This window comes from Modestobacter marinus (assembly GCF_019799945.1).
GTDB classification, from domain to species: domain Bacteria; phylum Actinomycetota; class Actinomycetes; order Mycobacteriales; family Geodermatophilaceae; genus Modestobacter; species Modestobacter marinus_B.
In genome coordinates this window covers 24,154-38,437 of record NZ_JABGCH010000002.1, presented here as the reverse complement: position 1 = coordinate 38,437, position 14,284 = coordinate 24,154, and the positions used below count along the sequence as shown (strand labels likewise).

Sequence of the window (14,284 nt, the reverse complement as noted above, 5' to 3'; positions counted from 1 at the left end):
GGATGGCGGCCGACGCGGTGGTCTCCTGCGTCGATGGCTGGCCGACAACGTCGCGGCGCCGGCTCAGCGGAGGCTGGCCGCAGCCGTCGCCACTGCCGTGCGGCCGGAGGTCGACCGCGCGGTCCAGGCGGTGGTCGATGCCGAGTTTCGGGCCCGGCGTGACCTGCTCGCGGCCGGGGAGCGGGACGCGGCCCGCAGCTCGGCGCTGTGGGCCGCGGAATTCATGCCGACGGGGCGGTGGTTCACCGATCCCGAGGACACATTGCGGTGCGGGCTCGACATGGCTCCCCAGCGCGGCATGGCGCTCGAGTTCGGGGTGTTCGCCGGTCGTTCCCTGCGCGTCATCGCCGAGGTCCGCAAGGGGCGCGAGGTCTACGGCTTCGACGCCTTCGAGGGCCTGCCCGAGGACTTTCGCCCGCACGTCCGCAGAGGTGCATTCGCGGTCGGGCAGCTGCCACAGGTCGACGGCGCGGAGCTCGTCGTCGGCTGGTTCAAGGACACCCTGCCCGGGTTCCTCGCCACACATGCCGGGCCGGTGGACTTCCTGCACATCGACGGCGACCTGTACTCCTCCGCGGTCACGGTGCTCGATCAGGTGGGGCCTCGCCTGCAGCCGGGGTCGATCGTCGCCTTCGACGAGTTCTTCAATTTTCCTGACTGGCAGCGCCACGAGTTCAAGGCGTGGCAGGAGTGGCTCGACCGAACGGGCGCGAAGGTGTCCTACGAGGCGTACACGATCAACAACGAGCAGGTGGTCGTACGGATCCTCGACCCGGCATCTGACGGCTGAACTGACTCGACTCGTCGTCTGTCTGTCGCCCCGCCGGAACGGTCACGGACGGTCATGATCCCGGCCGACTTTGCGATATGCGATTCCCAAGGCAGCTACTCCAGCCAGTGGTGACAACGCCATGGAGCTGCCGGCGCCGTGGTCAGGGGATTCCGGCCTGACCGAGGACGTTGTGCATCAGCCTGGTGAGCACGGGGTCGACGACGAGGCTGCCACCGAAGGTGAGCGATCCGGCGGCGAAGACGAAACCGCCGCCGGGATGGTCGTAGTACGTCATGTCCGCCCCGGGGGCAGTGCCGTCCGGCACACCCTCGGCGAGGACTACCAGGCCGTCGGGTAGTGCAGAGGGTGGTGTCACCGCTCGAGAGAGAAAGCAGTCTGTCGGGATGCCGGTGGCGCCGTGGCCGCGGCTGGTGTCGACCTCCCAACCACTGGCCTTACCGTTGCCCTTGCCGGCGCTGTGTCCCCGGTTGAGGCCGACGTCGCCGATGGTGTCGCCGTTCGACAGGCCCGTCCCGGCGAACATCGGGTGCTCGGCGGCGCGCACCTCGTAGGGCGACCCCGGCACCTCGCACCGTTCGGTGGCGACGCCGAGGAGGGAGCGTTCCGGCCTGCCGAGCACCCGGAAGAGGGCCTTCTCGCGGTCCCCGCCCTCCTCGCCCAGCCGGAAGACGACGGCCGTCCGGTCGGCGTCGTACTCCCCGGTCTCGAACACGCCGTTGCCACCGAGGTAGGCGAGGCTCCCGCCGGCATCGAGGTAGGACACCAGCTGGTCGTACATCTGCGGCGTCCAGTACTCGGGGTGGGTGCCCACGACCAGCAGCGGATACTGCTCGGGGTCGCACCCGTTGTCGTGGAAGTCGATGTCGGTGAAGACGTCGGGGGAGTGGCCCTGGCTCTCCAGCCAGCCCAGGATCCAGAGCTCGCCGCGCGTGAGGTGGGCGTCCCCGTCCGGCGCGGCATTGGGCATCGGGCGCAGGAAGCTCGTGCGGGCAGCTCCGGAGTACTTCGACCGGCTGCCCCACCCGTTGTAGGCCAGCCAGGTGTTGACGTTCGCAAGCACCGCGATAGGCGAGCGCCGGTCGTCGCCCGGCTTCACCACGAACGTGATGTCGCAGCGGCCCCCGGTGGAGTCCGTGCAGGCGGCCGAGTAGATCCCCGAGGTCCACTCCGGCTGCACGGTCAGGCTGAAGGTCTGGTCCCAGCCGCACCCGTCGCGCCACGCCGTCGCCGGGGCCGCCTGGTGCTGTGCCGTGAACGCCACCGAGGAGACCTCGGGGGAGTCGACGGTCCCCGACGTGGAGGTGTGCCGCCGGATCGAGGCGACCGCTGCTCCCTCGTGCGACATGTGGAAGGAGATGGACTCGCCCGGACGCGCCGAGAGCGGCCAGCAGTACCCCTCGATCGGCCGGGTGGGTGACACCCCGACCCACACCGACCCGTTGCCTGGCTGGTAGGCGATGACGTCGTCCCAGAGGTCGCCGTTCACGCTGCCGGCGACGACCTGCCACCCCTCGGCCGGGTGCAGGGGCGGCGCCTGCTCGGTGAGGACGAACCTGTCGCCCGCGTTCTCCCCGATCCACAGTGACCCGTTTCCGGAGTGGTAGCCGAGCAGGTCGGCCTTGTCCCGTCGGGTGTACAGGCCGGTGCGGATGCGCCAGCCCTGCGCGGGTGTGAGCGTCGCCCACTCGGTCAGGGCGAATGACGATCCGCGGTTCTCCCCGACCCACACCGATCCGTCGTCCGGTTGGTACCCCACCACGTCGGTCGTCCCGTTGCCGATGACGTCCCCGGTCGCGAACTGCCAGTCCTGGCCCGGGGTCACCGTGGCCCAGGTGCCCCGGAAGACGAAGGCGGAGCCGGTGTTCTCACCGACCCACAGCGAGCCGCTGTCGCGGTGGTAGGCGAGCAGGTCGGCTCTCGCCCGGCCCGTGAAGAAGCCGCAGTCGACCACCCATCCGGCCGCCGGGGTCAGGGTCGCCCACGGGGTGAGGGCAAAGGTCCCCCCACGGTTCTCGCCGACCCACACGGCACCGTTGCTCGGGTGGTAGCCCACGACGTCCGCCCGGCCGTCGCCCGTGACGTCCGCGACGGCGAACTGCCAGCCGTCCAAGGGTGTCACGGCGGCCCACGGGTGCGAGAACGCGAACTGGTCGCCGCGGTTCTCCGCGACCCACAGGGTCCCGTTGTCCGGGTGGTAACCGAAGAGGTCCCACCCGGTTGCGTCGGTGAAGGGCCCGGCGTCGATCACCCACCCGGCGGCCGGCGTCACCGACGCCCACTGGCCCATGCTCAGCTCAGGCACTCGGCTCTCCTCTCAGGAAGGCAAGCGACGTCCGGTGGTGTGCCACGGGCACCCATGTGCTGCCAGAGCGCAGCTGTCCGATCCGGCCCATGTTGACGTGGTGGTGGCTCCGCGTGTGGTCGGGGCGTCCGGGGCGCCCCGAGTCGTGTCTCGTGGCTGCCGCCGACGTCGGGGGTCGCACATCGGCGCCGTTCGATCTCCCGGAAGGCGCCACACACGCCGGGCCCGGGCGTGTCGCCGACGACGCGAGCAGGCTCCACGTGTGACTCCAGGGGGAGGCTCGAGCAGAGGAGGCGGCCGTGTCCGACGTGGTCTTCTATGTCTGCGCCCACACCGACGATGCCCTGCTGTTCCGTGGCGAGGGGTTGTTCACCGACCTGCACACCCCGGACGTGAAGACGGTGCAGATCGTGCTTACAGCGGACGACGCAGGCCGCACTGACGGCTGGTGGGAGGCGCACGAGGCGGCGTGCATCGAGTCGATGGCCGGCACACTGACCCCCGGCCCGCCGACGTCGACCCAGCTCACCGTCAGTGGGCACTCGATCCAGCGTTACACCGGGCCGACCTGGGCCTTCTACGCCCTGCGGCTGCCCGACGGGAACGTCGACGGCGATGGGTTCGACTCCACCGACCACCGCACCCTCGGCAAGCTGCAGAGCGGGGAGATCTCCTCGCTGCCGGCGATCGACGAGTCGACGACCTACGACAGCTGGGACGACCTGGTGGCCACCCTCCGCGGCATCGTCGCCTCGGAGCGGGGATCGATGCGCCCGTGGGTCAACACCGCCGACCACGACCGCACGCTCAACCCCGGCGACCATCCCGATCACTACGCCGGCGCAGAGGCGGTGCTGGCGTTCGCCGACGACGACCTCGACCGGCTGTGGTGGGTCTCCTATGACGTCCGCGACCGGCCGGCCAACCTGACCGGCTACGCCCACGACATCAAGTGGTTCCTGTTCCGCCTCTACGGCTGGAAGATGGACGAGCTCATGGGCACGCCACCCAACGAGGAGGAGTGGGACTGGTGGGGGGCGCGTAGCTACGCGCGCACCGAGGAAGCCGGCTGACGGATCACCGGGCGGACCGTGGGTCCGGGGCAGAATGGGAGGGGCGGCACGAGCGCCGCGATGTCCGGGTACGCCGCCCGCGGCAACCGGGCCGCGAGAGGGCATCCCGCTGGGCGCCCGGTGACCCCTCGGCGTGGGAGTTCTGTCGGCGCGACTCATACCTGTCCCGTCTGCGCTGTCCTGCAGATGCGGATGGATACGTCGACCATGGAAGTCCTCCCGGTTTCGAGGGCGTCTGACCGACGGGTGACACCAACCTCCCCGGTCTCGTGCAAGCAGGCCGACCAGCGACACCGCCAGGCCCGGACAGCGTCCGGTGGAGGACACCACGGCCGGCGTCACCGGGCCGTCAACGGCGAGGATCCTGCGAGCGGGCCACCCGATGACGTCGGCCGTGAGGGTGAGCGGATGCGGGTGTGCAGCGACGGGCGGGTTCAGCGCGAAGAAGCTCCGCCTACCGATCCGGTTCAGGGCGACCGTTGACGTCCTGGTGACGCACCGCCTCTAGCGTCGAGCGGCAACGGGGCCAGTCCGGCGACAGATGACCTGGCCAGCTCCACCGCAACGGAGAACAGCGTCGACCGCTGGTCTCAGGAGGGGAGTCCTCGTGGACCGGTACGGCATCCAGCTCCGTCAGCCGTTGCCCAAGGACCTGATCGGCTATCGGGTGGCCATCGCCGCGATCGGGACCGCGTTCGAGGCGTCCTACGGCTGGCGCCTCGTTCATGGCGGGAACGAACTCGCCGCGGGCTTCTTCCAGGCCGGCTCGATGGCGCTGCTGGAGTCGTTCGTCCACGAGGACGAGGTCGCCACCGACCACATCGGGCCGGCCGACTTCCAACTGTTCGGGGACGGTCCCTCCGGGCATCGGCCCCCGGGCCTGGACACCCAGACGGTGCCCGTCATCGTCATCGCCGGGATGCGGGGTTACCTGGTGCACCAGGTCGTCCGGGGGGACACCCTCCACGCGATCGCCCGTCAGTACGGCACCGATGTACGCCGTCTCACCGTCGCCAATGAGCTCCCGGACCCGGACAGGATCCTGGTGGGCCAGATCCTCCGCGTCCCTCAGGAGTTCGGTGGGTGAGGACGACGACGCTCGGCCGCTGACCCAGCAGCATCGCCAGCTCACCGGCCCCCTGCGCCGCCGGCGCACAGACCGACTCGTCCCTCCCTCCCCGGTGGCCCGATCCGCTGCTGAGTCCAGTGGCGGCAGCACGAGGTCCGGATCCAGACGAGGTCCGGATCCAGCAGCCAGGTCTTCGCGCTTCCGTCCGGAGTGCACGAGGCGAGTAGCTCCCGGGCCGCGGGAGTGGGGTTCGCGGTCCCGGACGGCGCAGGCGCCTGCGGGAGCCCATCCCGAGCAGGCAGCGGGGGCTGCGTCAGTGGGAGCGGGCCGCCGCGATCCCGATGGGGCCGGCGACATCCCCGTGCGCCAGGTAGCGCGAGACCGCGTGGGGGTCGGTGTCGTTCTCCACCTCGAGGTCCGTGAGCGGCGCCCCCCAGGACTTCACCAGGGGGTGCCCGAGGGCGACCACGTCGTTGACGTCGTAGGCGGTCAGCCACTCGACCCCGGGGTGCCTGTGGCTCGGGTCGATCAGGTTCTTCTGCACCGCCTCGAGACCCAGCGGTGACCCCATCGTCACCCACAGGGTCGTCCGCTCGCGGACGTCGTCGTCGTGCAGCAGGTCCCGGGCCACCACCGTGCCCAAGCTGTGCGAGACGAGCAGCAGCGGCCCCTCCGCGGGAACGGCCTTCCGGACCACCTCGAGGACCTCCTCCCGGCCATCGCTGAGGTAGATGGCCACGTCGCGCAGGTGCGCGGTGATCACCAGCTGATCGACCCGCGACCGCTTGGCGAGCGAGACGAGGATCTCGCGCGCCGGGCCCCAGGAGAGGATCCGGTCGCGAAAGCCCTCCTCGCGCAGCCGCCCCCCACCCCCCGTCCGCCCGACCGGCGGTGGCGGCTCGTCCGGGTCGGGGACCGCCATACCGGCAGCCCGAGCCATGTCGACGAGCAGCTCACGCTCGAGCGCGCCGGTCTCGGGCGCAGTAGCGGGGGAGAACGGCGCCGGTTCGTCCGTCGGCCGCGTCGACTCCAGCTTGAGGGCTCTGCCCGCCGACGCCGCGGTGACCTGGTACAGGACGTTGCCGTAGAACGGCAGGACCACGCGGTCGGCGGACAGCGGGTCGGCGCCGGCCGCGGTGAGCCCGGCGTTCAGGGCCGCCAACCACTTGCGGAGCAGTTGATCTGGCTTCTTGAACTCCTGTCCGCGACCGTGGAGGAAGACCAGCGTGGGTGCGGCCATCTCACTGCTCCTCACCGAGGACCGGGATCAGCAGGCGGCGCTGCTCCGGTGGGACGTCGGCGCCGCGGAGGCTGCGGACGATCCGGCTGACCCGGGCCCCCTCGTTGCCGACGTAGGCCACCGCGTCCTCACCCATGTCGGGTGTCCAGCGCCGTCCGTCGCGGGTCAGCTCGAAGCCCTCGTCGTCGGTCGAGGAGACCCCGCCATGGTGCAGCGCGACCATCTCCCACTGGTCGTTGAAGACCGGCGCGCCCGACGAGCCCGCCCGGGTGTCGCTCTCGTAGCGCAGCCAGAGGTCGTCCTCGGCGACCATGCGGTTGAACCGGAGGCTGACCCGTTTGCGCTCGCCTGCGGGATGGTGGATCACGTTGAGCACCTCGCCGATGACGGCCTTTCCTGTCTGTCCGATGAGCGCGATGCAGCCGTGCGTCTCGCCGGGCGGCCGGCCGTCCCGCAGGGCAACCGCGACGAGGGTGTAGTCCAGGTCGGGGTCGGTGACGAAGAAGTCGCCCGGGGCCAGCGGCCACCGGTCCTCCTTGCGCGGTTCGCCGTCCTCGTCGTACTCGTAGGCGAACTCCACGGCCATCCCGGTGGCCTCGTCCGGCGTCCGGATGACGTGGTGGTTGGTCAGCAGGAGGCGGTCGGTGACCAGCGAACCCGTGCCGATGGGCACGGCCGGCTGGCGCCGCGGCGCCTCGACGACCCGACCGACCGAGCGGGCCGCCCGGAGCCCGCAGTCGAAGAAGCTCAGCCAGACGGAGTCGTCCTGTTCGACGATGCCCTCCAGCCGCAGGTGCCGCCGCCGCAGCCGGTCCTCGCGCTCCTGGAGGTCCGCCGGGCTGTTGGCCAGACTCAGGTCCCGCCGGTCGATCGCCGCCCGGGCGTCCGCGCGCTGCTCCTCGCTCGCGTCCCACCGCTCTCGGATCTCCCGGACCCTGTCGTCCACCCCGGTCGTCACCATGGTCGTGTCCTCCTCAGCTCCGGACGCCGGGACGCTGCCACGGCAGGAAGGCGTTGGGCGCCGAGCGCATCGCCGGTCGCAGTTGCGGATAGTGCCGCTGGATCACCGAGGCCATGGTGTTGTCCGCGAGCCAGCGCAGGCCGGGCACCGTGTAGACCGCCGGCGTGAAGTCCTCGGCCAGGAACCGGTCGCTGTTGAGCCGGCGCGACGCCATGAGGATGAAGATCCGGAACGCGGTGTCGCTGAACGCGAAGCCCTCGGGCAGGCGCTCGGCGAACAGCCCGACCATGAGGTCGACCTTCTCGACGTCCCCGCCGTAGAGCTGCGACATCTGCCGCGCGAGGTCGGGATCGCCCCCGGTCAGCTCCTCGAAGTCGGCGGGCGCCCGCAGCCGCAGCAGTCGCCGGAACTCGCAGTAGCGGGGGACGCCGAGCTCGCGGTGGCGCAGGATGTCGACGGCGGCGAGGTCCATGATCTTCCCGTCCGGCCGGACGAACTCCTGCAGGGACCTCGGGAAGTTGTGCAGGGTCACCACCCCGGGGTGCTCCGTGCCGAAGGAGTACAGGAGGTCGGCCACCGGCACGGTGTCCAGCAGAGCCAGGGACCCGGGGCCGGCCAGCTCGCGCAGGCTGTAGGGCTCCGTCCGGTACCGCCGGTCGTCCTCGTGCGAGCGCAGGTCGAACAGGTCCGGCATGAGCGGGTGCATCCGGTAGACGGCGGTGAACTCCTCGGTCAGGGAGTAGGGGACGCCGTAGTCCCGTGTCGGCGACCCCGGGATCCCGTTGACCAGCTCGCTGTCGCTGAGCCGGCCGAACACCGTGCTGAGGCGCTCTCCGGCCAGGCCCCACCAGTTCGCCCGCAGCGCGGTGACCGTGGTGGGGTGGCTGATGACCGCGGGGGTCCACTCGACGGTGTGGATCTTGGCGGTCAGCGCAGCGACCACGAGCCGGGCGCGCTGGAAGAGCTCCTCGTCACCCCACGTGGGGAACTCGTCGGCCAGCATGTCGCAGACGGCGTTGTGCTCGCGGGTGAAGAGGGTCTGCAGTGGTACCAGGCCGAGCCAGAACCCCGGTTCCTCGAGCGTGGGGTGGTTGCTCCTCGGTGTCGGCAGCATCCCGTTGGCCTCGACGCGCAGCTTGCCGCCCTCGAAGGCCCGGGCCTCCCGCTGCTGCTCGGCGGTGACGCCGTAGATCTGCGAGGCGTCCCACCAGTGGGTGCAGGTGTTGACCGACGTCCGCGGCGACGAGGTGTCCGGGCGGGTCGGGTCCTCGGGGCTGCGCATGATCAGCATGGGCCGCTCGGGCCACGGGTCGTCGTCGGCCAACTCGACCCGCCACGGGTCCTCGGTGGGGCTCTTCCCGTGGCTGAACCAGTCACGGATCATCCACTGCAGCCACGGGGCGACGAGCGCGTTGACCGACGTCGCGGGGATGAGCTCGTCTCGGGTCATCAGCTGCCGGCTCACCTCGCGGGGGCTGGGCTCGACGACCTCGGCCGGTGAGGGCCGGCCGGCCGCGACGAGCGGCACGTTGCGCCCGAACCGTGAGCCGGCCATCCCCGCGGACGGAACGGCGAGGTCGTTGTAGCTGCCGTCCACGGTGCGCGAGGTCAGGACCTGCGGGTCGAACGGCGGTACGGCCGGGGACTGCGTGGTCGGCAGCGCGCCGGCGTCGTGCAGGTTGTGCCGGCGCAGCGCGTCACGGAGGCCGGCGAGCACCGCCAGCCCCAAGGGCACGGGCAGTCGGTCCCAGCCGACCACCCGATCCAGTGCCTGGGCCACCGCGCGGTACACCCGCCACGGCAAGCCCGGCCGGTAGCCGTTCCCGGACGGGGCGGCGCCGGGCCGCACCGTCTTCCGGGGTGCCCCGTGGCCGGCGAGCTTGCGCCTGGGCAGCTCGGTCGTGGACGCCTTGGTCATGGGTGCCTCCTCGGGCGTGCGCGTTGCCTCGTGCGGTGCCGTGGTGTCTCACTCGTCCAGCGGGCCGAACCGAGCCGGCTCCTGGCAGAGCTGCGCGGCCAGCCCGCTGATACGGGACAGCGGGTCCTGGTTTGCGACGCCGGGGCTGCCGGTCTGTTCCGCCCGCACCGCGGTCCCGTCACGGACCCGGTCGAGGACGTCCGACAGGCCGGTGACGGCGTCGACCGAGCCGATGGGGAGCGTGTCGCCTGGAGCCGGCGAGAGCGAGCCTTCACGTGCCACCTCCGGGGAGTGTCGATGCGCCGGACCGTGCCGGTCGCGGCTGCGGGACGGGACCCTCGTCCCCGCTGCCGGCGCCCGTGCCGTGACCGCCGGGAGGTGCCGGGGTCGTCGGTGGCGCCCCCGGCTCGGTGCGCCACGGCACGCGCGTCCCCGGGGCGGCCGCGAACAGCGCGGTGGCGTGCTCCTGCCCGAGCGCGATCGCCCGGGCGATGAACTCGGGATCGAAGAGCAGGTAGCTCAGCACGTCCCCGCGGCGGGGCCCGTCCCCTCCGAGGAGCTGGGCCAGCAGCGGGAGGTCGGGCTCGAGCAGGCTGCGCAGCGCGCCCCGCAGCCCCGTGAAGTGGTCCCGGTACACGTCGGCGGCCAGCCGGCTGAGGGTGGCCCGTTCCGGTGGACCGGCGAAGAGGTACGGCACCACGGACATCGGCCGCCCGGTGCGCCTGCGTGCGCCGCCGGCGGCCACGAGTTCGTTGACCTTGGTCAGCGTCCGCAGGTCCTCGACCATGCGGTCGACGAAGGCGGCGTCGAGCAGCATGACGAGCGCGTCGTCGACGTCGGGCCGGTCGTGCGGGGCCTGGGCCGTGCGGGGGTCGACGGCGTGGTTGTCCGGGTGGGTCGCAGCTACCACCACGGCGTCGCAGCCGAGGTCGAGGGCCGGCTTGAGCGGGGCGTTGAGACGGACCCCGCCGTCGAGGTACCAGCCGGTCCCCTCGGGCGGTTCCGTGACCTGAACCGGGGGGAAGACGACCGGGATGGCCGCCGAGGCCCGCACGTGCGCGCTGCCGACCGAGGCGGCGACGTAGTCCAGCGCCCGGTCCTCGTCGGCCGGCGGCAGTGTCGAGCCGGGCGCCAGGTCGCTGAACACCACCGTGCGGCCGGTGCGTCCGGACGTGGCGACGACGGCCAGCGCCTGGCAGTCCCCGCGCTCGACGTTGGTGCGCAGCTGCTCCCAGTCGACGGCCGCGTCGGCGGTGCGGGACAACGGCGTGGTGTCCACGAGGCCGGTCAGCCGCACGCCCCTGATGCCGAGCCGCTGCCCGAGCCACGTCCCGGCCGTCCGCGGAGTGGAGACCAGGAGGGGGCCGAACACGTCGCGCGGCCCGATCCGGCGCCACACCCGGAGGAGCGCCGCAGCCTGCTCGTCGGCCGACAGGTGCGCGCCTGCGGCCAGCACGGTGGCGTTGATCGCTCCGGCGCTCGTGCCGACGAACACTCGCGGACGAGCACCGGCCGCGGCCAGCCGCGGGACGATCACGGACAGGGCGCCGGCCTCGTACGCCCCCCGGGCACCGGCACCGGCGATCACCATCCCCACCCGCTTCGGGGCCGGGTCGCCACGTCGCCCGGGGTCAGGCTGGCTCACGTCGCGCCTCCCCGTGGACCTGTGCTTCCACGTGCACCTCCGAACACTTCCTGAGCCGTCCGGCGGATCAGCGGGAACAGAACGGGCGGCGGGGTGGGTGGCGGCGTCGCGCGCCCAGGTTCACCAGTGAGAGCACGAGGTTCGCCGCGGAGATGGCGGTGGCCATCGCCCCGGCACGCGGGGGCAGGTCGCCCCGGCGCCAGGCGAGGAACGCCGAGACCGTGTCGCTGCCGTGGACGACAGGGGCCAGCTGCTCGGCGTGCTCCCGTCGGCGCGGGTTGCCATCGAGCAGCTCAGCGCCGATCAGCACGGTCCGGATGCCGAACATCCGCAGCGGGTAGCGCATACCGGGCTGCGTGGCCGGGTCGATGGCCAGCCGGCGGATGACGAGACCGGGGGCGAGCAGGCCCGCCGTCCCCATCGTCAGGCGGACGCCCGCGAGGAGCACGCGGGCGAGATCGGCGCTCGACGTCATCGGGGGACCTCCCTGTCGGCCGAGGGGCCGGAGGCGATGTAGCGGAGGGCGCGGACGCCGGGGAGGAAGAAGTAGCCGCCGCCGCGGACCCGCATGAACCGGGGCAGGTCGAGCAGGCGGTGGCGGACGGGGTCGGCCGGCAGGGGGAACACCCCGCTGTCCGGGGCGTGGGCCCCCGCGATCGGGTCCGGGCTGTCCTGCAGGCCGGCGAACGCCGGGTTGTTCAGCCAGGTGTGCTGCACGAACTCGAACTGGCGGCTGAGGTTGGCGTTCACGCAGAGGAAGTGCAGTCCGCGCCCGGCGTCCGCCTCCGTTCCGTTGCCGGCGTCCTGGTCGCACGGCAGGACGTCGTACTGCCGGCCGCGGCGCAGGAGCCGGTGCCGGTCGTTGACCTGGACCGAGGCCTCCGAGCCGGGGCGCGGGTCCAGCGAGTCCCGCGGGTTGGCTCGGCGGGCGTGCGCCGCGATCGGGCACCCGAGGCCGAGCGCGTCGCCGTCCCGGTGGTAGCGGAAGGCGTTGTCCACCGGATGGGCCCGGTCGTCGCGGTCAGGACTGACCGTGAGGGACGTGCCGCTGGGCCACCGTCCCACCATCTTCGCCGCGACCTGCTCGGCCGGCAGCCCGGTCCGCGCCGCCCAGTGGTGGGCGTGGTCCCAGAAGGCGGTGACGTCGAGGGCGAAGGTGCGGGCGACCAGGTATGTGCCGTTGCGCCCGAGATCGACGCTGGGCGTCTCGGCGTCGGGGGCGGGGAACAGCAGCTGGCCGGGGTCCGCCGCCACGGGCAGGAGGGGGCGTCCGGTGCGCGTGCCGTAGGCGTTGGGGTACCCGAGGAGGAACTCGCCCAGGGCCACGTCGCCGTCGGCGCCCTCCCCGTGCAGGCCGGCCACCGAGGGTTGCGAGATCCCGTCGGCGAAGCCGAGGTGGTCACGCTGCGCCAGGGTGGTGGTGGGGAGCGTGACGACCTCCTCGACCCCATCGGCGGGGACCAGTCGGCGGACCGCCTCGGTGTGCGCTCGGAGCTCCGGGTCGGACGCCGCGTAGAGGAGGAGCAGGACGTCGACACGGGGGTTGGTGGGGCCGCCCCACGCCCAGGTGGAGGGGGCGTGCTCACCCTCGTCTCCCAGGAAGGCGCTGCGGGTGGGGGTGGTCATCCCGCCGGCGAACTCGAGCGAGAACTGGTCCAGGGCCGCCTGCGGCAGCTCCAGCTGGGCGAGGCCGCAGTGGCTGAGGGCGACGTTGAGGGCCCGGGTGCCGTGGTCGGCGGCCATGCTGGTCACCAGGCGGAGGAGGCCGGCGAGGAACGCGCGTCCTGCGGCGCAATCGTCGACGCGCAAACCCAGGAACAGCGCCTCCGGGAGCCGCCCGTACCCGCTCCCCACGATCCCTTGGACGTCGGCCCGGTCGACGCCGCGTCCACTGCGGGGAGCGGGGCCGGCTCCCGGCGGGGCCGGCCTCCGGGCGCCGCGGTCGACCCGGGGAGGCGCCGCGCTGCGGGTCGGTGCCATGTCCGTCACCTCCGGATGTGCGGGTGCTGCGGTGGTCAGAGCAGGGCGAGCCAGTCGCGTGCCTCGTCGTCGGAGAGGGTCCGGCGGGCCAACCCCCGGCGGATCGCGGCGTTGGCGCCGACGTTGAGCGCGGTGAGGTCCTCGTAGGCCGACCACCAGACGTGGCTGAGGGCCTGGTGGGTGCGCAGGTGGTTCTTGAACTGCTCCTCGTCCCGCGCGCCGCGCCAGAGGAGCAGGATGGTCCGGGGGTAGCCGAGGCCGTTGCTGAAGATGGCGTTGAGACCCCAGGCGACCTTGTCGATGAAGTCGTCCATGTAGCTTTCGAGGCTGCCGTCGTAGGTGCTGAGGAAGATCATCCGATCGGGGGAGAGGTAGACCCACCGGGCGAAGTGGATGGTCTTGACCCCGGCGAGGCTGCCGCGGTTGAGCACGTGCCGGACGGCGTAGCTGATGGCGAACAGGACGGTCCGGGTGAGGGCGGCCCGGAAGGGTCCGGGCTTGAGGAACCCCACGGCGGCGAACGGGTTGTGCGCGACGTGGTCCTCACTCGCCCGGAGGCGCTCCACCGTGGCCGGGTCGGGGCGCTGCCGGCCGGGCACGTCCCGCAACTCGTGGATGAGCAGGGCGACGGCCACGAACGGCAGGGCCAGGAGGATGACCGGGAGCAGCGGCAGGAGGACCGCGGGGACCGCCAGCAGGTGGACGAGCTCCCTGGCCCGCCACCACAGCGGAGGACGCCGCGCGGGTACGACACCGATACGCAGGTCCGGGTCGGTGAGCGCGTGCCGGCGCAGGACGGCGTGGATCTCCGCCGGCGGGAGGTCGATGAGACCGTCCCGGTGTTCGTCCAGGTACGCCTCCAGGCCCTTCCGCAACCGAGCCTCGGCGCGCACCTGCGACACACCGCGTCCCACGGTGTTCACGTAGAAGGCGGCCTCGGGGACGCGGTGTGCCCGTAGCCACGCCGTCCGGCTGGCCGTATCCGGCCGTGTCGGGTAGTCGGTGCAGCAGGAGAACGCGCGGTCCAGGCCCGGCCCGGAGACGTCGGCCAGCGCCTGGAGGTGGGCGTCAGCCGAGCCGTCGAGGTCGGCGGTGTAGAGCAGGCTGGCCCCGACCCTGGTGCCGGACGGGCTCACGGCGTCGTCCAGCAGCATCAGCCGGGCGAAGTGCAGGCCGGCGAGCCGGTCGAAGGGGAGGATCATCCGGTCGGGGCCGGCCAGGTCCGCCAGGGCGGTCGCCGCACGGTCGTGGTGCCCGGCCGGGAGCGGTGCGAGGACGGTCACTGCGGACTGCTCGGGCACGG

General features: G+C 72.3%; 12 protein-coding genes. 3 read left to right on the top strand and 9 right to left on the bottom strand.

All coding sequences use genetic code 11. The features are described from left to right. Positions 1 to 97 precede the first annotated feature (97 nt). Entirely contained in the window at positions 98 to 790 is a 693-nt protein-coding gene (locus HK417_RS24885; protein ID WP_308123323.1) for a class I SAM-dependent methyltransferase, read from the top strand. A 142-nt stretch (positions 791 to 932) separates the two neighbouring features. Here the strand turns inward: HK417_RS24885 and HK417_RS02110 are convergent, their stop codons facing one another. After that, on the bottom strand, positions 933 to 3,095 hold the full coding sequence (locus HK417_RS02110) for an FG-GAP repeat domain-containing protein (RefSeq protein ID WP_222262828.1): 2,163 nt from the start codon (positions 3,093 to 3,095) through the stop codon (positions 933 to 935). Positions 3,096 to 3,394: 299 nt separating this feature from the next. Between HK417_RS02110 and HK417_RS02105 the strand changes: the two genes are divergently transcribed. Beyond that, complete coding sequence (locus tag HK417_RS02105) at positions 3,395 to 4,168, top strand: hypothetical protein (RefSeq protein ID WP_222262827.1); 774 nt, start codon at positions 3,395 to 3,397, stop codon at positions 4,166 to 4,168. Positions 4,169 to 4,775: 607 nt separating this feature from the next. After that, positions 4,776 to 5,255, top strand: coding sequence for a LysM peptidoglycan-binding domain-containing protein (locus HK417_RS26045; RefSeq protein ID WP_222262826.1), 480 nt, complete (start codon positions 4,776 to 4,778; stop codon positions 5,253 to 5,255). 295 nt (positions 5,256 to 5,550) lie between these two features. On the opposite strand, the gene HK417_RS02095 is transcribed toward HK417_RS26045, so the two are convergent. From HK417_RS02095 to HK417_RS02060, 8 genes are all read right to left on the bottom strand, one after another. Then, a complete protein-coding gene (locus HK417_RS02095) occupies positions 5,551 to 6,477 on the bottom strand; it encodes a hypothetical protein (RefSeq protein ID WP_222262825.1) in 927 nt (308 codons plus the stop codon). Position 6,478: 1 nt separating this feature from the next. Next, the gene (locus HK417_RS02090; RefSeq protein WP_222262824.1) at positions 6,479 to 7,438 is read right to left on the bottom strand and encodes a trypsin-like serine peptidase; all 960 of its coding nucleotides are present in this window, start codon (positions 7,436 to 7,438) and stop codon (positions 6,479 to 6,481) included. Positions 7,439 to 7,451: 13 nt separating this feature from the next. After that, entirely contained in the window at positions 7,452 to 9,356 is a 1,905-nt protein-coding gene (locus HK417_RS02085; protein ID WP_222262823.1) for a peroxidase family protein, read from the bottom strand. Between the two features lie 48 nt (positions 9,357 to 9,404). After that, positions 9,405 to 9,638: a hypothetical protein gene (locus HK417_RS02080; RefSeq protein ID WP_222262822.1), complete on the bottom strand. Its 234-nt coding sequence runs from the start codon at positions 9,636 to 9,638 to the stop codon at positions 9,405 to 9,407. Next, positions 9,628 to 11,001 (bottom strand): patatin-like phospholipase family protein, encoded by a 1,374-nt coding sequence (locus HK417_RS02075; RefSeq protein ID WP_222262821.1) that lies wholly within the window; start codon positions 10,999 to 11,001, stop codon positions 9,628 to 9,630. The genes HK417_RS02080 and HK417_RS02075 overlap by 11 nt, the downstream gene beginning before the upstream one ends. Positions 11,002 to 11,068: 67 nt before the next feature. Then, a complete protein-coding gene (locus tag HK417_RS02070; protein ID WP_222262820.1) occupies positions 11,069 to 11,476 on the bottom strand; it encodes a hypothetical protein in 408 nt (135 codons plus the stop codon). Further along, the gene (locus tag HK417_RS02065) at positions 11,473 to 12,981 is read right to left on the bottom strand and encodes a Dyp-type peroxidase (RefSeq protein WP_222262819.1); all 1,509 of its coding nucleotides are present in this window, start codon (positions 12,979 to 12,981) and stop codon (positions 11,473 to 11,475) included. The genes HK417_RS02070 and HK417_RS02065 overlap by 4 nt, the downstream gene beginning before the upstream one ends. A 35-nt stretch (positions 12,982 to 13,016) precedes the next feature. Then, a complete protein-coding gene (locus HK417_RS02060) occupies positions 13,017 to 14,282 on the bottom strand; it encodes a hypothetical protein (RefSeq protein ID WP_222262818.1) in 1,266 nt (421 codons plus the stop codon). Between the last annotated feature and the right edge of the window lie 2 nt (positions 14,283 to 14,284).